The sequence below is a fragment of the Caulobacter rhizosphaerae genome (assembly GCF_010977555.1).
Classification (GTDB): Bacteria; Pseudomonadota; Alphaproteobacteria; order Caulobacterales; family Caulobacteraceae; genus Caulobacter; species Caulobacter rhizosphaerae.
In genome coordinates, this window is sequence record NZ_CP048815.1 from 2,731,501 (window position 1) to 2,755,698 (window position 24,198).

Genomic DNA, 24,198 nt, shown 5'->3' on the forward strand with positions numbered 1-24,198 from the left:
GACCTAGGCCGCCTGGATCAACTGCCCGCAGATGAACGCGTCCTCGCCGGCGTTCAGCAGGGCGGCCAGCACCGGCTCGGCGTCGGACGCCGCGACCACCAGGATGAAGCCGACGCCGCAGTTGAACGTGCGGCGCAGCTCGTGGTCGCTGATGCCGCCCTCGCGCTGCAGCCAGTCGAAGACCGGGGGCAGGGGCCAGGCGTTCCAGTCGAACTCGGGCACCAGGCCCTCGGCGATGCAGCGGGGCGGGTTCTCGATCAGGCCGCCGCCGGTGATGTGGGCGCCGCCCTTGACGCGGCCCGACTGCAGCAGGGGCAGGATCGACTTCACATAGATGCGGGTCGGGGCCATCAGGGCCTGCGCCAGGGTCTGGCCTTCAGCGAATGGCGCCGGGGCGTCCCAGGCCAGGCCCGAGCGCTCGACCACGCGGCGCACGAGGCTGTAGCCGTTGGAGTGCGGGCCCGACGAGCCGACGCCGATGATCAGGTCGCCGGCCCGCTGGCGGTCCAGCTTGGGCAGCACGCCGTCGCGCTCGACCGCGCCGACCGAGAAGCCGGCCAGGTCGTATTCGCCGTCGCCGTACATGCCCGGCATCTCGGCCGTCTCGCCGCCGACCAGGGCCGCGCCGGCCAGCTTGCAGCCGTCGGCGATGCCGGCCACCACGCTGGTGGCGGTCGCCACGTCCAGCTTGCCGGTGGCGAAATAGTCGAGGAACAGCAAGGGCTCGGCGCCCTGGGCCAGCAGGTCGTTGACGCACATGGCCACCAGGTCGATCCCGACCGTGGCGTGCATGCCCGTGTCGATGGCGATGCGCAGCTTGGTGCCGACGCCGTCGGTGGTGGAGACCAGCAGGGGATCGTCGTAGCCGGCCGCCTTCAGGTCAAACAGGGCGCCGAAACCGCCCAGTCCCGCCTCGGCGCCGGGACGCCGGGTGGCCTTGGCCAGGGGCTTGATCGCCTCGACCAGGGCGTTGCCCGCATCGATATCGACGCCGGCCTGGGCGTAGGTGAGGCCGTTCTGGGGGTCGCTCATGCGCTTGCTCTGGCTCGAAGACGGCCCAATGGACCGTTTTTGAAAGGAAACTTGCCGCTCCCCCTAAGCTTGTGCTTGCAGACTCGGGGGTGCGCGAGGCTATTAGCAGCCGATGACGACGATCACCACTACCGCTGAGCTGGCGGCGTTCTGTAATGAGTTGAAGGGCCAGCCCTTCATCGCCGTGGACACCGAGTTCATGCGCGAAACCACCTACTGGCCCAAGCTGTGCCTGATCCAGGTGGCCTCGCCCGACACCGAAGCCTGTATCGACCCGCTGGCCGAAGGTATCGACCTGGCGCCGTTGCTCGACATCCTGCGCGACCCGTCGGTCCTGAAGGTGTTCCACGCCGCTCGCCAGGACGTCGAGATCTTCAACAATCTCGACGCCATGCCGACGCCCTTGTTCGACACCCAGGTGGCCGGCATGGCCGCCGGGTTCGGCGAGCAGATCGCCTACGACGCCCTGGTCCGCCAGATGCTGAAGATCGAGCTGGACAAGTCCAGCCGCTTCACCGACTGGGCCCGCCGGCCGTTGAGCGAGGCCCAGCTGACCTACGCCGTCGCCGACGTCACCCACCTGGCGACCCTGTTCCCCATCCTGCGCGACCGCCTGGACAAGGCCGGCCGCCTGGCCTGGGTGGAAGAGGAGATGAAGGCGCTCAACGACCCGGCCGCCTACGACGTCGATCCGGAAAAGGCCTGGCGCCGCCTGCGCCCGCGCAAGACCGGCGCCAAGTACCTGGCGGTGTTCAAGGCCGTGGCCGCCTGGCGCGAGCGCACCGCCCAGAGCCGCGACCAGCCACGCGGGCGCATCCTCAAGGACGAGGCCATCGACGAGCTGGCCACCCAGGCCCCGACCTCGCTGGAGGGCCTCAACACCCTGCGCAGCGTGCCCAAGGGCTTCGGCGGCTCCAAGTTCGGTCCCGACCTGCTGGCCGCGATCAAGGCCGCCCTGGCCGATCCGGAAGGCTACGCCCCGGTGCTGGAGAAGTCCGGCCCGCCGCCGCCCGCCTCGGCGGGCGCCGTGGTCGAGCTGCTGAAGGTGCTGCTCAAGGCCCGGGCCGAGGAGGCCGGCGTGGCCTCCAAGCTGATCGCCACGGTCTCTGACCTGGAGAAGATCGCCGCCGACGACGAGGCCAACACGCCCGCCCTGCAAGGCTGGCGTCTGGAGGCCTTCGGGTCCGACGCCCTGAAGATCAAGCGCGGCGAGCTGGCCTTGGTGCTGGACGGAACCCGGGTTCGTGTGGTGGAAGTGCGCCGCGCGCCCAAGCCGGACTGAGGGCGCGGGAGGGGCGACCTCTCCTGATGTCCGGCGGCTGTCGGGGGCGTTGCGTATGCGGGTGGCTTGGGATCAACTGGCGGCCGCCTACAGGCCCGCCGCGATTTCCCATCGCCGCCAGATCCCGCTGCGGGTCTTCGTCATCCTGGTCGTCGTCGCCGCCACGGTCTGGCGGCCGGCCTTTCACTTCCTGGTGCCTTGGGCCGCGGCGTGCATCGTCGCCCAGATCATCGAGCAGCAGGCGCTGCGCTATTTTCTGACCCGCGCGGAACCCGGGCGCGCCGTGATCTTCAACCTGGCCTCGGACGTGCTGCTGGCCGTGGTGTTCGGCTGGGCGTCGCTGCCGATCTGGGCGCTGGGGACGCCGGTGGCGACGGCCTCGGCGATCATCCTGGTGTCCGGCTCAGTGCTGACCGCCCTAATGGGCGCCGAGGGCTGCGTGGCGGCGTTCCTGGCGGCCGTGACGCCGCACATGACCTACATGCTCGTCCTGCCCCTGACGTCGGCAACGCGCCAGGATCCGCTGGGGGCCTACTACCTGATGGGCGTGGCCCTGTTCGCCCTGGTGCTGGGCCTGGTGTTCGCCTGGTCGCGACGGACCTTCGAGGCCGAGCGGTCGGCCCGGCGCCTCGCCGAGGCCCAGACCGCGGCCAAGTCGGCCTTCGTGGCCATGGTCAGCCACGAACTGCGCACGCCGTTGAGCGCCATCCTCGGCGGGGCCGGCGACCTGGCGCGCGAGGCCGGCGACGCGCGGGCCCGCGACAAGGCCGCCCTGATCGCCGACGCCGGGGCGATGATGCGCGCGCTGCTCAACGACCTGCTGGACGTCTCCAAGATCGAGGCTGGCCGGATGAGCGTCGAGGTGCTGGATTTTTCGCCGGGAGCGCTGATCGACGAGACCGTGCGCTTCTGGCGCGACGAGGCCAGGGCCAAGGGGCTGGCGCTGGACCTGGCGGGCGAACGGGACCTGCCCCCATGGCTGCGCGGCGATCCGGTGCGCCTTCGCCAGGTGCTCAACAACCTGCTGTCCAACGCCATCAAGTTCACCCCGACGGGCCGGGTCGCGCTGAGCGTCAGGGCCGAGCGGCGAGGGGACGGCTGGCGGGTGGCCGTCGAGGTCTCCGACACCGGACCCGGCCTGTCGCCCGAGCAGGTGGCGCGGCTGTTCACGGCCTATGACCAGTTGGGTCCCGATACGGCGCGCACCTTCGGCGGGACGGGTCTTGGCCTGTCGATCAGCCGGGACCTGGCGCGGCTGATGGGCGGGGACCTGACCGCGCGCTCACCGTCCCAAGGCGGCGCGGTGTTCGAGCTGACCCTGCCGATGGCGGCCGGCGTGGCGCCGGCCGTCGCCGAACCGACAGCGGCGCCCAAGCCGCCGCCAAGCGTCTTCGACCGGTCGCCCCTGGCCCTGGTGGTCGACGATCACGAGGTCAACCGGCGGCTCTTGAGCCACATCCTCGACGCCATGGGCGTGCGGGTCGAATTGGCCGCCGACGGCGAAACGGGCTTGGCCCTGGCCGGCGAGCGGCGCTTCGACGTGATCCTGATGGACGTCAACATGCCGGGGCTCGACGGGCTGGAGACCACGCGCCGTCTGCGCCTCACAGGCCCGAACACCACCACGCCGGTGATCGCCGTCACCGCCGGCGTCTCGGACGCCGAGCGCGAAGCCTGCCGCGCGGCCGGGATGGACGACTGGATCGAAAAGCCGTTCCAGGCCGCGACCTTGCAGCGGGTGCTGTGGCGGGCGCTGGATCCGGATCTGGTCCGGGCCTAGAGCCGAGCTGATCGAACGAGGCTGGCTCTTTTTCCGCGCCGCGTCCGATCGCCTTCGCCCGGTCCGCTCTAGCTCTAGCTGCCCCAGCGGACGATGTGCGGGAGGAGGTTGCTGGCCGCCACGGCCAGGGAGCCCAGCACCACGCCATGGAACACGCAGCCGACGATCACGGTGCGTTTCACCGACCAGCCGGAGTCGGCCGCGAAGGCGCGAGCCAGGTCGTTCTGCAGGCGGCGGGCCGGACCGACGACCGACACGTCGTCGGCGTTGGCGAGCCGCAGTCGCGGCCCCGCGCGCGGCGCAGGAAAGGTGGCGACATGGTCTTCGTGTTCGACTTCGACGATCCGCTGCTTCTGCATGGATGCTCTCCGTTTATGAGGTCGAGCTTGCGGCGGCTGTGGATAACAAACCGTGCTCGCCGAGCGTCGTTCGGTTGCGGCGGGGTGTCGCGGCGGTGAACGCCAAAAAGAAAGGGCCGGCTCCTTTCGGAACCGGCCCCATCCGTTTTCAAGGCGAAGTGCTTAGTAGGTGAAGCGCACGCCCAGCTTGAAGGTCCGGCCGATCAGGCCGGGATAGTGGAAGGTGGTCAGGAAGTTCGGGGCGCTGGCATAGGCGCCCGGCGCGACCGGGGCCTTCTCGTCGAACAGGTTGCCGACGTGGCCGTAGACCTGGACCGAGTCGGTGATCTGCGCCGTGCCGTTCAGGTCGACGTTGACGAACTTCTTGATGTAGCAGAACTTTTCGCCCAGGACCTTGTCGCCGGTCGCATACTGGTTGGCGGTGACGCAATCGGTGCTGGTCCGCTGGTCAGCGGCCACCGACTTGATCTTGCCGACGTAGTAGGCGGTCGCCGACAGGCTGTAGCGGCCCCACTCGACCGTGTTCTGCCAGTTGCCGCGCCAGTCGGGCGTACCGTTGCCCGAGGACAGCTGGTACGGGCCCAGCGTGCCGGCGTACTTCTGCACGCCGCTGGACGTGTGCAGGTCGTACTTCAGCACGTGGGTGACTTCGACCCGGCTGGTCAGCTTGGCGTCGAAGGGCAGGTTCGCCTTGGCCGTGGCCGAGAAGTCGACGCCCGCGGTTTTCGAGAAGTCGGCGTTCACGAACGGCGCGTTGATGATCAGCACGCGGGGCAGGGCGGTCGGGAACAGCGGGTCGATCCCGTCGACCAGGTTGCACGAATAGCCCGCGCCCACGGCGGCCACGGCGGCGCAGGCGCTCGTGACGTCCGTGCCGGTATAGTAGGCGTTGCGGGCCTTGGCGAGCAGCGGGCCGGCCACGATCAGGTCCGACTTCTTCACGTCGTAATAGTCGACGGTCAGGCTGAGCCACGGAGTCGGCTCGGCGATCACGCCCAGGGTGAAGCTACGCGACTTTTCCGGCTTCAGGTCCGGGTTGCCGACATAGCCGCCGCCCAGCGAATAGGCCTGGGCGTAGGGGTTGGTGTTGCCGGCCGAGGTCAGGCCGCCGTGGGCGTTCTGGAAGGTTGCCGGCGGCGTGAAGGTCGAGAAGCCGGCATACTGGCTGCGCGCGCCCGATTCCGCGAAGGTCGGAGCGCGGAAGCCCTTCGAATAGGTGCCGCGGAACGCCAGCTGGCGCAGCGGCGTGTACTTGGCGCCGATCTTCGGCGAGAAGTGGCTGAAGCCTTCCGAATAGTGGTCGTAGCGGCCCGAGGCGTTGATCTCGAGTTGGTCCAGCACCGGCGCCAGCACTTCGAAATAGCCGGCGGTGACGGTGTGCTTGCCGAACGCCGAGGAGGTGGTCAGCGAATAGGTGTCCAGCTTGGCGTTCTGGTTGTTGTTGACCAGTTCTTCCTTGCGGACCTGGCCGCCGACGGCCAGCTGCATGGTCCCGCCCGGCAGCTCCCAGAGCTCCTTCGTGATCGAGGCGTCCAGCGAGTACATCGTCGAGTGCGACGGGGTGGTCACGGTCGGCGAGATGAAATCGCGGATGGCCTGGGTGTTGTTGCCCGGGTTCACGAAGTCGTAGCTGCCCGTGTTGATCGACTTCAGCAGGTTGGCGATGTTCAGGTAGCCGTACTGCTCGATCTTCAGGTTGTCACGAGCGGCGACGGCGTCGACGCGCCAGTTCCAGTCGCCGCCGAAGTCGCCCTTCAGGCCGGCGGTCCCACGGTACACTTCGTTGGTGCGGTCGCTGCCGGCGGGGATGTCGCCGAACAGGTAGTAGAGGCGGGCCGCGCCGTTGGCCGGATCGTTGGCGTAGGTGGTTGCGTACGGGTTGTTCGGATTCAGGCGACGGCCGGCCGCGGCCGGATCGGCGCAGTTGACGCCGGAGGTGCAGATCCAGACCGGCAGGACGATGCCGGGGTTGGTCGACGCCAGGTTCGCCGAACCGCCGAACGGCTGGGTGTTGCGCACGGCGCGCGGCTGGTTCTTGATGCTGACGAAGTCGTACGAGTAGCTGCCGGCGACATAGCCTTCGACGTTCTCGCCCAGCTTGAAGCTCAGGCGGCCGTTCAGCGCATAGCGCTCCTGCTTGGGCTGGATCTGGTTGTAGAGGTCGACCAGGTCGTACTTGCAGCCGACGCCGCGCGAGCCGCCGGTGGTGGCGGTGTAGGTCCCGGCCAGGCAGGTTCCCAGGCCCAGCGACGTGTAGTTGCTGTAGGGCTGGGTGTCCCCCTTGGAGTCGATATAGGTTCCGTCGGCGAAAGGCTGCACGCCGCCCGACAGCGGATTGTTCAGGTCGCCCTGGGTGGTGCGCACGACGACGGCGGTCGGGGTGGCGGTCGTCAGGCTGCTGTCGGCGGTGTTGTTGTCCAGGCCGCCGATCGGGCGCAGGTCCTGGGTGTTGTAGGGGAAGCCGCGGCTGTGGCTGCTGACGCGGCCGTCCTTCTGGTATTCGCCGTTGACGTAGAAGTTCCAGCCCTTCTCGGCGTAGTCGCCGTAGCCCAGGGTCAGGTCGAAGCGCTGGTGGCGCGCGTCGCGCTCCTGGCTCTGGCCGAATTCGGCGCTGCCCGAGACGCCTTCGAACTGCTTCTTCAGGATCAGGTTGACGACGCCGCCGATGGCGTCGGCGCCGTAGCTCGACGAGGCGCCGTCCTTCAGGACTTCGATGCGGTCGATCAGGCTGAACGGGATGCTGTTGAGGTCGACATAGGCGTTATGGCCGTCGTCGTTGATCGGGAAGTTGGCCGAGCGCAGGCCGTCGACCAGCACCAGGGTCGAGGAGACGCCCAGGCCGCGCAGCGAGACCGCCGAGCCGCCGGCGCTGAAGCCGCTCTGGAAGCCGGTGCCGATCGAGCCGGCGCCGTCGGCCGAGACCGAACGGATCGCGTCCGTGGCCGTCGTCATGCCCGCGCGCTGCAGGGTCTGGGCGGTCATCACGGTGACCGGCGAGGGCGTTTCGGTGTCCGTACGGCGGAACAGCGAGCCGGTGACGACGATTTCCTCGACCTCGGTCTGGTCGGTCGGGGCGGCGGTCTGGGCGGCGGCCTGGCCGGCGCCGAGCGCGGCGACAGCGGCGCCGCAGATCATCGTCGTGGCCATCAGCCGCGCGCGCGTGGGTTTAGTTCTCAAAGTCGGTGACCCCCAAAAATGCAGGCGCGGTTCGTCGCGCCGCGGTGACCTACGGCTTAGCTTTCCTAAGCGTGGTTGCAGAAGGGCTATCGATGCTTGGGACGTTCGGTCAATAGTTGTCGCATTAATGAAATGTAACGTGGTTTTTTTGACACAATCCGACACGAGTTGACCCCTTATGTCTCAGGGGTGAAATGTGCGTTTCAATGCGTGAAATTTCGCGGATTGACGGGATTTCGGCCGGAACCGGATTTCGCGCAATCCTGAGATGCGCCCTTGAAGGTCGTTTTCAGAGCGCGGTGATTTTGAGCTTCAAGCCCAGAATCGTGGCCAAGGCGCTCGCTCTTTTGGCAGTTTGCTCGCCCAGCAGCAGGTCGGCGTAGCCCGGTTCGGCGGCCAGCAGCAGGTCGCCCTTGTCGATGGCGAGTCGCGACCGGGCCAGCAGGGGCGCGCTGCGGCCCGACAGGTCGCAGCCCAGGCGGATGGCGGCGCCGACGGCCCGGGCCCGCTTGAGGCGGCCGGGTGACAGCAGGCGCTCCAGCACGTCCAGCTCCGGCGGCGTGAAGGCCGTGGCGTGGCGGGCGAAGGTGGCGGCGGCCAGGAAGGCCCGCTCGGCGTGGGTCTGGCCGGCGATCGGCGCGCGCAGCACCTGCTCGAACACCAGGTCGGCGCGATGGTCGGGGTGCAGGCGGGCGCCCAGGTCGGCCAGGCGGCAGGCGGCCGAAGCCAGGACGGGGTCGCGCTGGTCGAAGCAGGGCGGCAGCTGGGCCAGGGCGGGGGCCAGCCAGGCGTCCAGCGCCGCCCCCAGCTCGTCGGCCACCCCCTGCCGGGCCCCCAGCGAGGCGCAGCCCTCGACCAGCGGGTCCAGCCGGCGCACGCCGGGCGGCATGGCCTCGAACAGCAGGCCCTCGCGCACGCCATAGGCCGAGATCTCGATGCGCTTGAGGTCCAGACTCTCGATCAGCTGCTCCAGCACCACGGCGGCGTAGGGCAGGGTCTCCGAACGCTTCTTGCTCATGCCTTCGATGCGGTCGAGCGAGCTCTTGGACTGGTGGGCGACCAGGCGCGCGGCGTCCAGGGCCTCGGCTCGGCCGATGCTGTACTGGTGGACCACGTGCAGCGGATAGCCGGCCAGGCGCATGTGCAGCAGGGCCAGGTTGCGCCAGGCGCCGCCCACGGCGTGGAAGACGTCGGTCCTGAAGGCCTGGGCCGCCGGGGCCAGGCGCTGGGCGCACAGCCGGCGCACCTTTTCCAGGTCGAAGCCTTCCGAAAGGCCCAGGCTGAACGGGCCCAGCGGCAGGGTGACGCCAAGACCCGCGCCCGTGGTCTCCAGACGCACCAGCTCCAGGCTGGCCCCGCCCAGGTCGCCGACCACGCCGGTGGCGTCGGGCGCGCCGGCCAGCACGCCCAGCGCGGCGTAGCGGGCTTCTTCCTCGCCCGACAGCACGCGGGTGGCAAAGCCGGTCTCGGCCTTGATCTGCTCGACGAAGGCCGCGCCGTCCTTGGCCTCGCGCACGGCGGCGGTGGCGGCGATGAAGGTCTCGGCCGGCTTGACCGCCTCGAGCACGGCGCGGAAGCGCTTCAGGGCCGCCAGGGTCTGGGCCACGCCCTCGGGATTCAGCCGGCCGCCGTCGCCCAGGTCACGGCCCAGCCCCGCCAGGACCTTCTCGTTGAAGACGGTCCAGATGGCGCGGCCTTCCAGCCGGTACACCACGAGGCGGACCGAGTTGGAGCCGATATCGATAACGGCCGCGTCGCGCGGCGCCGCAAAAGGCATGGGCTTGGTTTAGCGCATTGGGCGGGGAGGGGAAGGCGGCGTGAACAAAAAGCTTTCTCCGCTCCACAGTTCAGCGTTTGAGGCCGACCAGCGGCGCGGGATCGTCCAGGGTCCGCCGGCAGGCGCGCACGCGCCAGCCCGCCGGGCCGTTCTCGTAATAGCAGGACCCGAAGCTGACCGGCCGGCCACCGGCCCGGCGGCCGCCCTTGGTCATGGCGTAGGTTCCGTCCGGGCTGATCAGCAGGTGCTCGATCGGCTTGGCGCGAACGGGGCAGCGGCCCCAGGCGCGGCCGTGGCCCATCACCTGCCAGCCGGGGCCGTAGATCGCGCCCGACCTGAACAGCGCCCGCTCCCGCGCCTTGGCCCAGGCCAGGTCCGCGGCGTCGCCGACCTGGGTGTCGCCGGGAACGGCGGGCAGGGCGAAGATCGCGCAGATCCGCGCCTGCTCGGCCGGACGGGGTCCGCAGGACGCGACGCCCAACGCCGCCAGGACGACGAGCCCCCGCGCCCTCACCCTCGCTTACGCGGTCCCACGTGGTCGAAGGCCTGGGGCAGGTCCTTCACCTTGTGGCCCCGGCCCGACAGGCTGGGATTGGTCATGAAGTATTCGTGGGCCGAGAAGGCGCCCTTGCGGTCCCAGGCCGGGTCGCGGGCGTAGTGGCCTTCGGGGTCGAGGTTCCAGCTCTGGGCCTCGTCGTTGAGGTTGGCGACCATGATCTGGTTCAGCACCTGCTGGTGCACGGTGGGGTTCTCGACCGGTACCAGGCTCTCGACCCGGCGATCCAGGTTGCGCGGCATCCAGTCGGCCGAGCTGATGAACACCCGGGTCTGGGCGCTGGGCATCGGGCCGCCATTGGCGAAGGCCACCACCCGGGCGTGCTCCAGGAACCGGCCGACGATCGACTTGACGCGGATGTTCTCCGACAGGCCCTTGATGCCCGGACGCAGGCAACAGATGCCGCGCACCACCAGGTCGATCTGCACCCCGTCCTGGCTGGCGCTGTAGAGGGCGTCGATGATCTGCGGGTCAACCACGGCGTTCATCTTGGCCCAGATCGAGGCCGGCTTGCCGTCGCGGGCGTTGCGGGCCTCGGCCGCGATCATGGTCAGCAGGTCCGGCTTCAGCGTCTCGGGCGAGAAGGACAGCTTCTCCAGCCCATGGGGCTGGGCGTAGCCGGTGATGAAGTTGAACAGCTTGCCGCCGTCACGGCCCAGCGCGCCGTCACAGGTAAACAAGGACAGGTCGGTATAAACCCGCGCCGTCTGCGGGTGATAGTTGCCGGTGCCGAAGTGGCAGTAGGTGCGCAGGGCCTCGCCCTCGCGCCGCACCACCACCGACAGCTTGGCGTGGGTCTTCCAGTCGACGAAGCCGAACACCACGTGGACGCCGGCCCGCTCCAGGTCGCGCGCCCACTTCAGGTTATTCTCCTCGTCAAAGCGCGCCTTGATCTCGACCAGGGCCGTGACGTTCTTGCCGTTGTCGGCCGCCTCGATCAGGGCCGCGACGATCGGGCTGTCCTTGGACGTCCGGTACAGGGTCTGCTTGATCGCCAGCACGTTGGGGTCGCGCGCCGCCTGGCGGACGAACTGCACCACCACGTCGAAGCTCTCGAACGGGTGGTGGACCAGGATGTCCTTCTCGCGGATCGCCGCGAAGCAGTCGCCGCCGTGGTCGCGGATGCGCTCGGGGAAGCGGGCGTTGAACGGCTTGAACTTCAGGTCCGGGCGGTCGGGCGGGATCAGCTCGGCCATCTGGGCCAAGCCCAGCTTGCCGTCGACCAGGATCACGTCCTCGGGCTGGGCGCGCAGGCCCTCGATGATGAACTCGCGCAGGTCGTCGGGCATGGTGGTCTGAATCTTGACCCGCACCACGCGGCCCAGCCGGCGCTTCTTCAGCCGCGCCTCGAACTCGCGCACCAGGTCCTCGGCCTCTTCCTCGATCTCCAGGTCGCTGTCGCGGATCAGACGGAACAGGCCGCGGCCCTCGACCTCGTAGCCGGGGAACAGGTGACCCAGGAACAGGATGATGAAGCTCTCCAGCGCCACGATCCGCCGCTCGCGCTTGCGCGTGCTCTTGGCCGGAGCCTGGCTAAGCTCCCAGAACCGCTGCACCTGGCTGGGCACCGGCACCAGGGCGTACAGGTGCTTGTCGTCGGCGATGCGGCGCAGCTTCAGCGCCAGGCAGAAGCCCAGGTTCGGGATGAACGGGAACGGATGGGCCGGGTCGATGGCCAGCGGCGTCAGCACCGGGAACATCCGGGTCAGGAAGATCTCCTCGGCCCGCTCGCGGTCGGGGCCGACGATGTCCTTGGCGTCCAGCAGCTTGAGGCCCTCGCCCCACAGCTCGGCCCGCACCTCGCGCCAGATCCGCTGCTGCTCGGCCATCAGCTCGGCGGCCGAGGCGTTGATCCGCGCCAGCTGCTCGCCCGGCGTCAGCCCGTCCTGGCTGACCACCCGCACGCCCTCGCGCACCTGGCCCTTCAGGCCGGCCACCCGGACCATGTAGAATTCGTCGAGGTTGTTGGCGCTGATCGACAGGAACCGCAGCCGCTCCAGCAGCGGGTGGCGCGGGTTGGCGCTCTCCTCCAGCACCCGCTGGTTGAAGGCCAGCCACGAGGTCTCGCGGTTGAAGAACCGCTCGGGCGAGCCCAGCAGTTCGTCGTCCAGCCGCAATCCCGCCAGGTCCGGCGCGGCCGGCGAAGGCGCGGCGGGCAGGTCGAGGGCGGCGGCGTCGGTCATGGGGGGCTCCGGTCTACTGTGCACAGAGTGACGGAGGGTGGTGACAGGAGCAAGACATTGGGGACGGGGGTGGACGCCATGCGTCCTTCGAGGCCCGCTGCGCGGGCGCCTCAGGATGAGGAACTCTGTTGGTGCGGCTCGCTCGGCCGTCCTCATCCTGAGGTGCGAGCAAGGCGAGCCTCGAAGGACGCAAGGCGCTTACGCCGCCCTCAGTCCTCCTCGTCCTCCGCGCCCCCGAAATCCAGCACGGCCAGGGCCAGGGCCTTGTTGACCTCGCGGCCCTGCTGGATCGACGCCTCGTCCAGCGCGCTCACCGCCGCCAGGGCCGCCGGCGCCGACCTGGGCAATCGCGCCATCAGATAGGGATAGAGGTCCGCCGCCGGCCGGATGCCCGCGGCCTCGAAGCCGCGGCGCAGCACCGCCTCCAGCACCACGTCGTCGGGCTCGGCGATCCGGGCCACGGTCAGGGCGTTGAGCCGCGAGCGCAGGTCGGGGACGCCCGCGTCCCACGCCACGGGGGCCAGGCGGCCGGTCAGCAGCAGGCTGCCGCCGTCGACCCCGGCCATGTTGATCAGGTGGAACAGGGTCTCGTCGTCGACCAGGTCGCCGTCAGCGCGGCGGTCGGCGTCCTCGACCAGCAGCGGCCGGCCGCGCAGGGCGGCCAGGTCCAGCGGCCCGTGACCGGTGGAGGCCGCCTCGACCACCACGGCCGAGGTCTGCCGCGCCCAGTCGCGCGCCAGGTGCGTCTTGCCCGTCCCCGCCGGCCCGACCAGGGCCAGCCGCCCGTCGGGCCAGGCCGGCCAGGCGTCCAGCCCCTCCAGCGCCTCGGCGTTGGTCGGCGACGACGCGAACGACTCCCGGTCCCAGCGGGGCGGGACGGTCAGCGGCAGTCGGAACTGACGGGGCAAGGCGGCGTCCGGACAGGGTTACTCGGTTACCGGAGATATAGGGCCGGCAAGCGGGCAGGGCGAGGTGGGCGGACGGTTTGGCTGGGGATGAGGGGCGAGGAGGTGTGGATGGGGGCCAGGCTTTCCTCAGACTTCCCCTAACCTCCGTCATTCCCGCCCTTGTGGCGGGAACCCCTCGTTCAGCTGACGGTGAAACGAAATGGCGCGCTGGCGCGCCACACCTCCGCCCTTGCGACGGACAGAGAGGTTCCCGCCACAAGGGCGGGAATGACGGCGCTTATTTGGAAAAGACAGCTTTCACCCTCGGCGGATATTTAGAACACGATTGGCTCGTGCTCCCTGCCGGGAGGGTGGATCTGCCCGCTCTCGTAGGGGATTGCTTCGCTCCAAAGTCTCAGGATCGCACCGCTATCGAAGGCGATCGTCAGACGATTGGCGTCACGCTGAACCATGACCACCCGCTTTTGGAGAAGGTCTCGAAGGAAGATTGGGCCGATGTCCTGCTCGTCGCCTGTCTGATGCAGATGCGGCCGACCCTGTGCGTCCAAATGTTCGAAGGGGCCTTCGACGGTAATCCGGCCGCCGTCGGAAAAGCGGACCTGCGTAGACCACGGGTCGAGGCAGATCTGGGAAATCTCCAGACCGACTAGGAACTGCAACTCTGATGTTGGTGGAAACGGGTGCATGGCGGCAAATTCGCCTTCATCGCCCACCAGCGCAACGTCCGACATCCACCCGAACAGACAATTAGCATGTCCGCTATGGGCGCCGGCGGCATATCAAATCACACGAGGAACCGGCGTCCAGTTGAACACCGCCTCATAGAGGTCGTCCCAACGCGGATTGTCGCGTTCGATCAGGTTGATCTTCCACTGGCGCCGCCAGCGCTTGATCGAGGTCTCGCGCTGGATGGCGTCGGTCATCCGGTCATGGATTTCGTACCAGACCAGACGCTTGAGATCGTAGCGCCGCGTGAAGCCGCCGACGCCTTCGCGATGCTGGATGATGCGGCTTTGGAAATTGGCGGTGACGCCGGTGTAGAGCGTGCCGCGATAATGGTCGGTCATCATGTAGACGGCGATCCAGGCGTCGGCGGCGACCATTGGGGGCCTGCGAGAGACGTTAAATCTATAGGTTGATCTTATTCGGTACAGTTCAACCGTCAATCTGCTGCGGGTTCCGAGTGTGGCGCGCGGGCGCGCCAAGGCGTCTCACCGTCGGCTGAGCCAGGGGTTCCCGCCACAAGGGCGGGAATGACGGACGGTGGGGGCTGGCGGCGGGACGCGCTATAGGAGTCACATGACCGCCTCCACCTCCCAAGACCTCGCCGCCTGGCGCGCCCGCATCACCAAGCCCGCCGGGCCGCTGGGCAAGGCCTCGCGGGCCGTGCAGCGGAAAATCAACACGATCATTCCCGAGAAGGTCCACGCCGCGATCACCGCGGCCATGGAGGCCATGACCCGGGCGATCCTGACCGGGGCCGACTTCGCCACGGCGTCGCCGCTCCAAAACGCCACGCTGGAGCAGCGCGAGGCCAAGGTGGCGACCGCGATCCAGGGCTGGAAGACCGCCGCCGGGGCCGAGGGCGGGGTGGCCGGGGCGGGCGGGTTCCTGCTGGCGGCGGCCGACTTCCCGCTGCTGATGAGCTTCAAGCTGAAGCTCCTATTCGAGATCGCCGCCCTCTACGGCCATGACGGGAGCGTGCTGAGCGAGCGGCTCTATATCCTGCACATCTTCGAGCTGGCCTTCTCGGACGTGGAGCACCGCGTCAAGGTGCTGGAGGCCATGGACGACTGGGACGCGCGCGCCCACCCGGCCGACCTGAAGGGCTTCGACTGGCGGTCGTTCCAGCAGCAGTACCGCGACCACATCGACCTGGCCAAGCTGGCCCAGCTGTTGCCCGTGGTCGGCGCCCCGGTCGGGGCCGTGGTCAACTGGCGGCTGACGGCGCACCTGGGGAAGACGGCGATGATGGCCTATCGGATGCGGTGGGTCGATGAAGCCAAGGGCGCCGCCTCGCACCCTCTCCCAGCGGGAGAGGGTGGGGCCCAAGCGTAGCTTGGGAGGGTGAGGGATTACACCCTGACCGGTTTCTCACTGAGGCCGTGCCGGCGCGCCGGCCGGCGGTTTACGCCCTCACCCTCCCACCGCTGCGCGGCGGGCCTCTCCCTCTCCCCACGGGAGAGGGTTCGAGATGACTTATGCTCGGCGGATAGGCAACGAACCCCAGCGATTTCAATGCCCTGAACTTTCTCGACCCGATTTGATCCTCACCCCTCCAAACCGCCCTTATCCTGATCTCACCTCGTCGCAGGGAAAGGGCGCATGGCCAGCGACCGATGCGGCGGCGGGGGGCGATCGAGCGGGAAGCTCCGTCGGCGGTCCTTTTGGACCAAACCTCGCGTCTCTGGAGCCGGTCGGGCCTGGAACACAAAAACGACGTGGCGCGAGGGCTGGCGGAGCAACAGGCGGGCGGTGACGCGCTCGCGGTCCGGGACCGGGGTTCGTTGACCTGGCCCGCCCGTCGGAGGCTTCAAGGCGGCGAGGCCCTAACAGGGTTCAGCGCCGCGGGCTTCCGGATAACGACCGCGCGGAGCGATCGGGCTTCGTCGAAACGGATACTACTCAAACACTCCGGACGATGTCCGGCGCTCCGCGTCCCTTTCCATCAGCTCAGCGGTGATCCGCGTGAGGCGGCCAAGCCATGCATCCAAGATCCTCCCCCTGTGGGGGAGGTGTCGGCGAAGCCGACGGAGGGGGGAGTGATCGGCCGGTGGCCGGACCTACGATCGACGATCCGAAAACGCCCCCCACCGGCCTTCGGCCGCCTCCCCCACAGGGGGAGGGACTTTGCCCCAGAATCCTTGACATCCACGCCCCCCCATGCGCCTTTCCGCGCCTTGCAAATCACGCGTTCCAAAGACTTTTCATGACCTCGACGCACGCCTATCGCACCCATACCTGCGGCGCCCTGCGGGCTTCCGACACCGGTAACGCCGTCCGCCTGTCGGGCTGGATCCACCGCAAGCGCGACCACGGCGGCCTGGTCTTCATCGACCTGCGCGACCATTACGGCCTGACCCAGCTGGTGCTGCACCCCGAGACCCCCGGCTTCGAGGTGGTCGAGCGGCTGCGCGCCGAGAGCGTGATCCGGGTCGACGGCGAGGTGGTGGCCCGCGACGCCTCGGTGGTGAACCCCAACCTGCCGACCGGCGAGATCGAGATCCGCGTCTCGGCCGTCGAGGTGCTGAGCGAGGCCGCCGAGCTGCCGCTGCCGGTGTTCGGCGAGCCGGACTATCCCGAGGAGATCCGCCTCAAGCACCGCTATCTCGACCTGCGCCGCGAGACCCTGCACAGGAACATCGTGCTGCGGTCCAAGGTGATCCAGTCGATCCGCTCGCGGATGTTCGCGCAAGGCTTCAACGAGTTCCAGACCCCGATCCTGACGGCGTCGTCGCCGGAAGGGGCGCGCGACTTCCTGGTGCCCTCGCGCCTGCATCCGGGCAAGTTCTACGCGCTGCCCCAGGCCCCCCAGCAGTTCAAGCAGCTGCTGATGGTCTCGGGCTTCGACCGTTACTTCCAGATCGCCCCGTGCTTCCGCGATGAGGACCTGCGCGCCGACCGTTCGCTGGAATTCTACCAGCTCGACGTCGAGATGAGCTTCGTCACCCAGGAAGACGTGTTCGCGGCCATCGAGCCGGTGATGCACGGGGTGTTCGAGGAGTTCTCGGGCGGCAAGCCGGTGTCGCCGATCGACGGCGTCCATACCTTCACCAACGATTTCGGCGCCACGCTGGAGCACAAGGGCTTCGAGCGCCTGACCTACGCCCAGTCGATGGCCTGGTACGGCAGCGACAAGCCCGACCTGCGCAACCCAATCAAGATGGCCGACGTCTCCGAGCACTTCCGTGAGGGCGGTTTCGGCCTGTTCGCCAAGATCCTGGGCGCCGACGCCAAGAACGCCATCTGGGCCATTCCGGCCCCGACCGGCGGCAGCCGCGCCTTCTGCGACCGCATGAATTCGTGGGCCCAGGGCGAGGGCCAGCCGGGCCTGGGCTACGTCTTCTGGTCGGAAGACCAGGGCGGCTGGGGCGGCCCGATCGCCAAGAACCTGGGCGAGCCGACCCAGGCGCTGATGGAGTCGTTGGGCCTGGGCAAGGGCGACGCGGCCTTCTTCGTGGCCGGCGACCCGGCCGTGTTCGCCAAGTTCGCGGGTCTGGCCCGCACCCGCGTGGGGACCGAGCTGAAGCTGGTCGACGAGAACCAGTTCAAGTTCTGCTGGATCGTCGACTTCCCGATGTTCGAATGGAACGAGGAGGAGAAGAAGGTCGACTTCTCGCACAACCCGTTCTCGATGCCGCAGGGCGGTCTGGAGGCCCTGGAGACCCAGGACCCGCTGACCATCCGCGCCTACCAGTACGACATCGTCTGCAACGGCTACGAGCTGTGCTCGGGCGCGATCCGCAACCACAAGCCGGAGATCATGCTCAAGGCCTTCGAGACCGCCGGCTACGGCGCCGAGGTGGTCGAAGCCCAGTTCGGCGGCATGCTCAACGCCTTCCGCTTCGGGGCCCCGCCGCACGGGGGCCTGGCGCCCGGCATCGACCGGATCGTCATGCTGCTGGCCGAGCAGGTCGCCATCCGCGAGGTGATCGCCTTCCCGCTGAACCAGCAGGGCCAGGACCTGCTTATGAACGCCCCGGCCGAGGCCCAGGAGCGGCAGTACAAGGAACTGCACATCCGCTCGGCCCCGCCGATCAAGGTGTAGGCCTGGCGCGGTCGGCCCCATACGAAGAAGCCCTCCGGTCCAGAAGGATCGGAGGGCTTCTTTGTCTCGCGGCCGAGGAGGCCTAGTTGTCCAGCTCCCGCGGCGGCTTGGGGGCCTTGGGCGGCCGGGGCGGCGCGGGCGCGGCCCGCAGCGCGGCGGCGGCGCGGGCATGGGCGGCGGCCTCGATCCGGGAGCGGTTGGCCTCGACCTGGGCCCGGGCGGCCTCGGCCTGGGCGCGCTCGAAGCTGGAGCTGACCCGGACACGGACATTGCCGCCCGAGCAGTTGCGAATGTTCAGCCCGCGCGGCAACCGGGTGCCGCCGTCGCCGCAGGCCTCGTCCAGCTGGTCCTGGTCCAGGCCCCGGGCGTTCGACAGGTCGGCCCCGGCGAGATTGGCGTTCGACAGGTCGGCGCCGGCGAAATCGGCCCCGTTGAAGATCGCGCCGCGCAGCATCGAGCCGGTGAACTCGGCGTCGCGGAACGAGGCCCGCTCGAAATTGCCGCCGATCAGGTTGCTGGCGTTCAGCTCGGCCGAGCTGAAATTGGCGCCCTTGGCGTTGACGCCCTGCAGGTTGGCCCCCATCAGCTCGCTGCTCGACAGGTTGGCCCGCTCCAGATTGGCCCCGATCATGATGGCGCCGTGCAGCTCCGACGAGGACAGGTCGACCCTCGGCATGTCCGCGCCTTGGAAGTTGGCGCCGCTGCTCTCGATGCCCGACAGGCGGGCGTCGGCGAAATGGGCCCCGACGAAATTGGCGCCGCGCATCTCGGCGCCGCGCAGGTCAGCTCGCGACAGGTCGGCGGCCACGAAGTTGGAGCCGAAGAAGCTGGCCCCGCGCAGGTCGGCGCCGATCAGGTTGGCCTTGGCGTAGTTGGCGCCGGTGAAGCGGGCGCCGGTCAGCTTGCGTCCCGACAGTTCGCAGTTCACGCACGTGCCACCCAGCGAGATCATGCGCGGCACGTCCTTGTCCTCGACCCCGGCATAGGCCTGGTGGGCCATGGCTGACAGGGCGAGCGACAGAGCGGCGACCGTGATCCGCAAGCGGGACATCGAAACCTCCAGACCGGTCAAGATAAGCGACCGTGTGAGTTACGATTTGGGACCGTCGAGGCCCAAGCGCCACTTAAATCGCGGTAATGACGGAAGTTTAACGGCAAGCGGGCACGGAAAACCCGCGCGGCAAGCGGGTGGACATATCGCCGCAGGCCCGGTTCAGCTGGGCCTGGGTGAGCCCGACGGCGCGGTCCATCTCCGCCCCCGAGAGGTTCGCGCCGGCCAGGGTCGCGCCGCGGAAATTCGCCCCTTCGAGGTAGGCGCCGACCAGGCTGGCGTTGGTCAGGTTAGCCCCCGCAAAGCTGGCGCCGCCGAACACCCCGCCATAGAAATTGACGTCGCGCAGGTCGCCGCCGGCGAAGCTGGTGCGGTTCATCTCGGCCAGGCTGAGATCGGCCTGGCGCAGGCGGGCGCCGGCCAGGTTCCGGCCTTTCAGCACCGCGCCGGAGAGATCGGCCTGGAACAGGTTGCAGCGCGGACAGTTGGCGCCGCCCCGGACCTGGGCGATCTGGCTGGCGTTCTGGGTCATCGCGGGACCGGCGAGGGCCAGCAGGCCGGCGGCGGCGAGGATCGGGAGCAGCGGTTTCATTCTGGCACGCGTCTTTCGGCGGGAACGGCGATCAAGCATGGCCACGCAAGCTTAAGGCCAGGCAAACGGCTAGCCGGCGTCGCTCTCGCCGGGAGCGGCGCCGGCCTGGGTTCCGCAACTGTCGCAGACCACCAGGCCGCCCTTGCGGCTCAGGGCCAGGTCGCCGCAGGCCGGGCAGACGTCGCCGCTAGCGCCGACCGGCCGGGGTTCCTGGTCCCGGCGGCCGCCGAACGGCAGGAACACCAGGTTGTCCGGCGCGGCGCCGCGCGAGAAGCCCTTGGAGATGAACTTGCTGGCGGGCAAGGGTTCGGCCTCGACCTCGCCGTCAGGCGCGCCTTCCCCTCGGCCCAGGCCGTCGGCGTTGAACTCGCCCGGATCGGCGTTGGCCAGATCGTCGCGGCCAAGATACGAGACGCCCAGTTCGCGGAAGATATAGTCGAGGATCGAGGTCGCCGACCGGATGGAGTCGTTGCCGGTCACCGGTCCGGCCGGCTCGAACTTGGTGAAGACATAGGCGTCGACGAACTCGTCCAGGGGCACGCCGTATTGCAGGCCGATCGAGATGGCGATGGCGAAATTGTTCATCAGGCTGCGGAAGGCGGCGCCTTCCTTGTGCATGTCGATGAAGATCTCGCCGACCTCGCCATCCTCGTATTCGCCGGTGTGCAGATACACCTTGTGACCGCCGACCGCGGCCTTCTGGATATAGCCCTTGCGACGGTCGGGCAGCTTGCGGCGAGAGCGGCCGCCGCGCTCGACGACCCGCTCGACCACGCGTTCGACGATCCGTTCCTTGACGGGGGCGGGCGGCGGCGACCCGACAACAGTTTCGGGGCGCGTGGGCTTGGGGGCCTCGGTTTCCTCGGGCAGGGCGAGGACGAAACCCGCCGGGGCGGCGATGCGGTTCAACCGCAGGGCCCGGACGCCAGCGCGGGCGGCGGCGGCTTGCAGGCGGGCGGCGTCCGCGGGGCGAGCGTCGAAGGGCAAGTCCAGCACCGCCGGATTGGCCAGGCAGGTGAAGGTCTCCACGGCGGCCTGCATCGCCAGACGGTCCGCCAAGACCGGGAGTTCGACGGCCGAGAACAGCGCCCGCAGTTCGCCTTCCAGGGCCTCGCAGTCGGACAGGCGGCGCGCGCCCAGGGCGTGGCGCTCGGCCGTCTCGATCTCGGTCTCGGAGAAGCCGGCGAAGGCCAGGGTGTCGAAGTCGGGATCGGCCAACAGGTCGGCGGGAACGCCCAGAACGTCGCTGAGGAAGCCGGCGCCGATCACGGCCGGGGCGAAGGCTGCGCGCAGGTCGTCCGCGTGGCGCAGGGCGTCCTCGGCCAGCTCGATCTCGTGAGCGGTGAAGCCGCGAGCCTGCAGCACCGTGTGGTCGATCGCGGGGGAGTCGGCCAGCGAACCATGACCCATGGCGTGCCGACGGGCGGCGTCGAAGTCGGCGCCCGCTTCGGTCAGGCAAATGTGGCCGGCGGCGCTGAAAGTCGGAACCAGCAAGCCATCGGCGGTCTGGGCGGTCGAGATCGGCGCGGCGGCGGCTGCTGCACCCAAGGGCTTGCCGCCCAGGCGAAGAGCCGCCTCCGGATCGGCGAAGGCGGCGACCAGGCGCGACGAACGCAGGCCGTGCTTGCGAGCCAGGCCGTGGGCGACAGCCAAGGCCGCGGCGGCCTCCGAGGCCAGGGGCGAGCGCAAGGCGGCGGCGCGCACGCGGCGCTCGGCCAGGCTGCGCAACACCGTCTGGCGTTCCTGAGCGAAGGCAGGATCGGCGCCGAGCGCGGCGGCGGCCTCGGCGCTGGCGCTCAGCGCGGCGCCGACCGCCAGGGCCCAGAGCGCCGACGCTGCGTCGCGTCCCAACTCGCCTGCGGGCGAAAGGCCCTGGGTCAGCAGCCAGTCGCCGACCCCGGCCAGACCGATCTCGGCCGGGCGGTCGCCACGTTCGATCTCCAGGGCTGTCGCCCACAGGCCCACAACCTGATTGAAACTCGCGGTGTCGAAGGCCTCGCCGTGCTGGAAGGCGGTGACGTCGATCGCGGCGCGAACCGGCGCGCCCCGGGCCAGATTTTCGGCGTCGTCGGGCGACAGGGCCAGCACCAGCGCGCTGGTCTCCCAACCGACCTGAGCGGCGAAACTGGCGGCTTCGTCCACCGCCGCCACGGCCTGGCGGGAAGCCGAGGCGACGAGCGGGGCTGGGGCTTTCGCGTCCGGCTCGATCAGGCCCGTGCGCGGCGCGCCGGCCAGGGCGATGGCGTCAAGGATCATCCGGTCGTCGGCCCCCAGGTCGCGGGCCCTCCGGGCGGCGCGGCCGAGCGCGCTGTTCTTGGACGGATCGGCGCAGGCCTTGGCGTCGCCATGGCAGCGCTGGACCGCGTCGCCGACCTGGGCCAGGGCGGCGTCGAGCCGGGCGGCGGCCTTGGCGGCCAGACGCGCCGATCGCCAGTGCGCCAGGTGACCTTCGGCGGCGCGCCTGAATTCGATCTCACCGATGTCGGGCAGCCGCAGCGGAGCCATGGCGGTGCTCGCCGGCGACGCCAAGCCCGTCAGCATGGTGGCCAAAAGGGCGTCGCGGAAGGCGCTGGCGTCGGCGGCGTCGCCGAACAGGCCGTCGGACAGACCGGTCTTGGCCAGGTGATCGGCGTAGCGGGCGGGGCCGCCGCCCAGCGGAGCCTCGGCGTCGATCACCCCGTCGTTGCAGTCCCGGGCGGCCCAATCCAGCCACGCCTCGACCCGGGCGTCCGGCCAATCTTCCGGCGCGAGCACCTCAATGACCGCGTCTGGGCGCTCGATCTCACGCAACGCAAGGCGTGGGGTGGAGGCGGGGTGTCTGGACTGAATGCGCATGGGCGATTCCGCGGTCTGGGCGCCAGGGCGCGCCAAGAATTCGCCATCCTAGATCGCCGAACCCGCCCCTTCAATAGATGTGGGGTTCGGACGCCTCCCGATCCACAAGATGTTGAAGCGGCGTTGGCGCGTCGGATGCTGGACGCTGAGGAGCCGCCGACCTATAGTCCGGCCGCTTCGCAACGCCTCGGCGTTGTCCGAAATCCTCCCAGTTTGGGACCTTTGCGAGATTGGTGCTGACGCGGTGCTGAAAGCGATCTTTACGTGGTGGAACGGCGCGACCATCGGTCAGCGTTTCCACATTAGCCGTCGTGGCGTGTTCGTCGGCCAGGACGATTACGGCAACCGCTACTTCGAGGCCCGCGACAACAGCGACAGCTATGACGACCGCAAGCGCCGCTGGGTCATCTATGACGGCTACGCCGAGGCCTCAAAGGTGCCGCCCGAATGGAGCGGCTGGCTGCACTACACCTTCGACGAGCCGCCGACCGTGGCGCCGCTGAAGCGTCGCGCCTGGGAGAAGGACCACCACCCCAACCTGACCGGCACGATCCATGCCTGGCGTCCAAAGGGCTCACTGGCTCGCGGCGGCGAACGCGCGGTCGCCACCAGCGACTACAAGCCCTGGTCGCCCGAATAGGATGACGGTCCGGCGGTCCTTGGCGGGCGTGACGGCGCTGGTCGTCGCGGGTTCGCTCGCCGGCGGCGGAGCTTGGGCGCTGCAGAACACGCCACAGCAACCGCCAACGGCCCCGGCGCCGCCGACGGCTCCCGCGCCGATCGTCGTGCCACAGCAGTCACGCCCTTTACCCGGACCACGCCCCGCGGCGCAGGCCCCTACGCCTACGACCGCCGCCTCATCGGCCGCGAACGAAACGCCCGCCCCGGCCGCGTCGACGGCCAAATCCACCGCGACGACGCCGGACAAGCCGGCCGAGCCGCTCAAGCGCGCCCGCTCTTCGGTCGCCATTCTGCAGGCGCTCGACAAGGTCACCACCGAGACCATGCGGTTCGAGGCTCCGGTCGGCCAGCCGATCCGCTACAAGACCCTGATCTTCACGGTCCGCGCCTGCGAAACGACCGCGCCCGACGAGGATGCCCCGGACTCGGTGGCCTATGTCACGGTAGACACCCAGCCCAAGGCCCTGCCAGGCCGCGTGGCGCCGGCCGGGCGCCAGATCTACAAGGGTTGGATGTACGCCAATTCCCCGGGCCTGAACCCCTTGGAACATCCGGTCTACGACGCCTGGCTGATCGCTTGCAAAACGTCGGCCCCGGTGGCGCCGGCCGCAAGTCGGTAGAAATCGGCAGGGGCCGTCCAGGCCCGTCCCAGCCGACGGCGATAGTCGGCGCGCGAGATCTCGATCGTTCCGAACTGTTCGAGATGCTCGGTGATGAACTGGGTGTCCAGCAGGCGATAGTCGCCGACGATCAGCCGGCCGGCCAAGTGGACCAGCGCCACCTTGCTGGCGTCGCGACGGGTCGAGAACATGCTTTCGCCGAAGAAGCAGGCGCCGAACGCCACGCCGTAAAGGCCGCCGACCAAGTCCTCGCCGTCCCAGCACTCGACGCTGTGGGCCAGGCCGCGGGCGAACAGCTGGCCGTAGAGGCGCTGGATCGGATTGTTGATCCAGGTCTCCAGACGTCCTGGCCGGGCGGCGGCGCAAGCCTCGACCACGGCGTCGAAGGCCGTGTCGATACGGATCTCGAACGGTTGGGCCCGAACCGTGCGGGCCAGGCGGCGCGGGACGTGCACGCCGTCCAGCGGCAGCACGCCCCGGCGTTCCGGGTCGATCAGGAAGATGCTCTCGTCGTGGCGGGCGTCCGCCATGGGAAAGACGCCGCGCTCGTAGCAGGCGATGAGATCATCGACCGTGAAGGCGTCGTCCATGGCGTTC

19 protein-coding genes are annotated in these 24,198 nt (G+C 69.2%); 6 read left to right on the plus strand and 13 right to left on the minus strand.

The features are described from left to right. Nucleotides 1-3 precede the first annotated feature (3 nt). Nucleotides 4-1,032 (minus strand): phosphoribosylformylglycinamidine cyclo-ligase, encoded by a 1,029-nt coding sequence (gene purM / locus G3M57_RS12655; protein ID WP_163230900.1) that lies wholly within the window; start codon nucleotides 1,030-1,032, stop codon nucleotides 4-6. A 112-nt stretch (nucleotides 1,033-1,144) separates the two neighbouring features. Here purM and rnd point away from each other — a divergent pair, with 112 nt between their 5' ends. Beyond that, nucleotides 1,145-2,314, plus strand: coding sequence for a ribonuclease D (rnd, locus tag G3M57_RS12660; RefSeq protein WP_163230902.1), 1,170 nt, complete (start codon nucleotides 1,145-1,147; stop codon nucleotides 2,312-2,314). Between the two features lie 55 nt (nucleotides 2,315-2,369). After that, nucleotides 2,370-4,094 carry an ATP-binding protein gene (locus G3M57_RS12665; RefSeq protein ID WP_163230904.1) on the plus strand — a complete coding sequence of 575 codons (1,725 nt, stop codon included), beginning with the start codon at nucleotides 2,370-2,372 and terminating at the stop codon, nucleotides 4,092-4,094. Between the two features lie 74 nt (nucleotides 4,095-4,168). Here the strand turns inward: G3M57_RS12665 and G3M57_RS12670 are convergent, their stop codons facing one another. The 8 genes from G3M57_RS12670 to G3M57_RS12705 all read right to left on the minus strand — a co-directional run bounded on the left by G3M57_RS12670 (nucleotide 4,169) and on the right by G3M57_RS12705 (nucleotide 14,157). Further along, nucleotides 4,169-4,453, minus strand: coding sequence for a hypothetical protein (locus G3M57_RS12670; RefSeq protein ID WP_163230905.1), 285 nt, complete (start codon nucleotides 4,451-4,453; stop codon nucleotides 4,169-4,171). Between the two features lie 162 nt (nucleotides 4,454-4,615). Continuing rightward, on the minus strand, nucleotides 4,616-7,600 hold the full coding sequence (locus G3M57_RS12675; RefSeq protein ID WP_230983705.1) for a TonB-dependent receptor plug domain-containing protein: 2,985 nt from the start codon (nucleotides 7,598-7,600) through the stop codon (nucleotides 4,616-4,618). 319 nt (nucleotides 7,601-7,919) lie between these two features. Beyond that, nucleotides 7,920-9,407, minus strand: coding sequence for a Ppx/GppA phosphatase family protein (locus tag G3M57_RS12680; RefSeq protein WP_163230907.1), 1,488 nt, complete (start codon nucleotides 9,405-9,407; stop codon nucleotides 7,920-7,922). Between the two features lie 70 nt (nucleotides 9,408-9,477). Further along, nucleotides 9,478-9,921: a hypothetical protein gene (locus G3M57_RS12685; protein WP_163230909.1), complete on the minus strand. Its 444-nt coding sequence runs from the start codon at nucleotides 9,919-9,921 to the stop codon at nucleotides 9,478-9,480. Next, complete coding sequence (locus tag G3M57_RS12690; RefSeq protein ID WP_056750942.1) at nucleotides 9,918-12,146, minus strand: RNA degradosome polyphosphate kinase; 2,229 nt, start codon at nucleotides 12,144-12,146, stop codon at nucleotides 9,918-9,920. The genes G3M57_RS12685 and G3M57_RS12690 overlap by 4 nt, the downstream gene beginning before the upstream one ends. Nucleotides 12,147-12,355: 209 nt before the next feature. Further along, entirely contained in the window at nucleotides 12,356-13,054 is a 699-nt protein-coding gene (hdaA, locus tag G3M57_RS12695; RefSeq protein ID WP_163230911.1) for a DnaA regulatory inactivator HdaA, read from the minus strand. Nucleotides 13,055-13,368: 314 nt separating this feature from the next. Next, nucleotides 13,369-13,785: a hypothetical protein gene (locus G3M57_RS12700; protein WP_163230913.1), complete on the minus strand. Its 417-nt coding sequence runs from the start codon at nucleotides 13,783-13,785 to the stop codon at nucleotides 13,369-13,371. 48 nt (nucleotides 13,786-13,833) lie between these two features. Continuing rightward, complete coding sequence (locus tag G3M57_RS12705; RefSeq protein ID WP_163230915.1) at nucleotides 13,834-14,157, minus strand: GIY-YIG nuclease family protein; 324 nt, start codon at nucleotides 14,155-14,157, stop codon at nucleotides 13,834-13,836. Nucleotides 14,158-14,353: 196 nt separating this feature from the next. Between G3M57_RS12705 and G3M57_RS12710 the strand changes: the two genes are divergently transcribed. Then, the gene (locus G3M57_RS12710; RefSeq protein WP_163230917.1) at nucleotides 14,354-15,112 is read left to right on the plus strand and encodes an EcsC family protein; all 759 of its coding nucleotides are present in this window, start codon (nucleotides 14,354-14,356) and stop codon (nucleotides 15,110-15,112) included. A gap of 871 nt (nucleotides 15,113-15,983) precedes the next feature. Continuing rightward, entirely contained in the window at nucleotides 15,984-17,822 is a 1,839-nt protein-coding gene (gene aspS / locus G3M57_RS12715; protein WP_163230919.1) for an aspartate--tRNA ligase, read from the plus strand. 82 nt (nucleotides 17,823-17,904) lie between these two features. Here the strand turns inward: aspS and G3M57_RS12720 are convergent, their stop codons facing one another. The 3 genes from G3M57_RS12720 to G3M57_RS12730 form a co-directional block, all read right to left on the minus strand. Continuing rightward, nucleotides 17,905-18,873 (minus strand): pentapeptide repeat-containing protein, encoded by a 969-nt coding sequence (locus tag G3M57_RS12720; protein WP_163230920.1) that lies wholly within the window; start codon nucleotides 18,871-18,873, stop codon nucleotides 17,905-17,907. A 97-nt stretch (nucleotides 18,874-18,970) separates the two neighbouring features. Beyond that, entirely contained in the window at nucleotides 18,971-19,465 is a 495-nt protein-coding gene (locus G3M57_RS12725) for a pentapeptide repeat-containing protein (RefSeq protein ID WP_163230922.1), read from the minus strand. A gap of 69 nt (nucleotides 19,466-19,534) precedes the next feature. Further along, nucleotides 19,535-22,300: a TSCPD domain-containing protein gene (locus G3M57_RS12730; protein WP_163230924.1), complete on the minus strand. Its 2,766-nt coding sequence runs from the start codon at nucleotides 22,298-22,300 to the stop codon at nucleotides 19,535-19,537. 244 nt (nucleotides 22,301-22,544) lie between these two features. Here G3M57_RS12730 and G3M57_RS12735 point away from each other — a divergent pair, with 244 nt between their 5' ends. After that, nucleotides 22,545-22,940 carry an NADH:ubiquinone oxidoreductase subunit NDUFA12 gene (locus G3M57_RS12735; protein ID WP_056750923.1) on the plus strand — a complete coding sequence of 132 codons (396 nt, stop codon included), beginning with the start codon at nucleotides 22,545-22,547 and terminating at the stop codon, nucleotides 22,938-22,940. A 1-nt stretch (nucleotide 22,941) separates the two neighbouring features. Then, on the plus strand, nucleotides 22,942-23,601 hold the full coding sequence (locus tag G3M57_RS12740) for a DUF2155 domain-containing protein (protein ID WP_163230926.1): 660 nt from the start codon (nucleotides 22,942-22,944) through the stop codon (nucleotides 23,599-23,601). Here G3M57_RS12740 and aat read toward each other — a convergent pair. Next, nucleotides 23,538-24,191 (minus strand): leucyl/phenylalanyl-tRNA--protein transferase, encoded by a 654-nt coding sequence (aat, locus tag G3M57_RS12745; protein ID WP_056750917.1) that lies wholly within the window; start codon nucleotides 24,189-24,191, stop codon nucleotides 23,538-23,540. The genes G3M57_RS12740 and aat overlap by 64 nt on opposite strands. Between the last annotated feature and the right edge of the window lie 7 nt (nucleotides 24,192-24,198).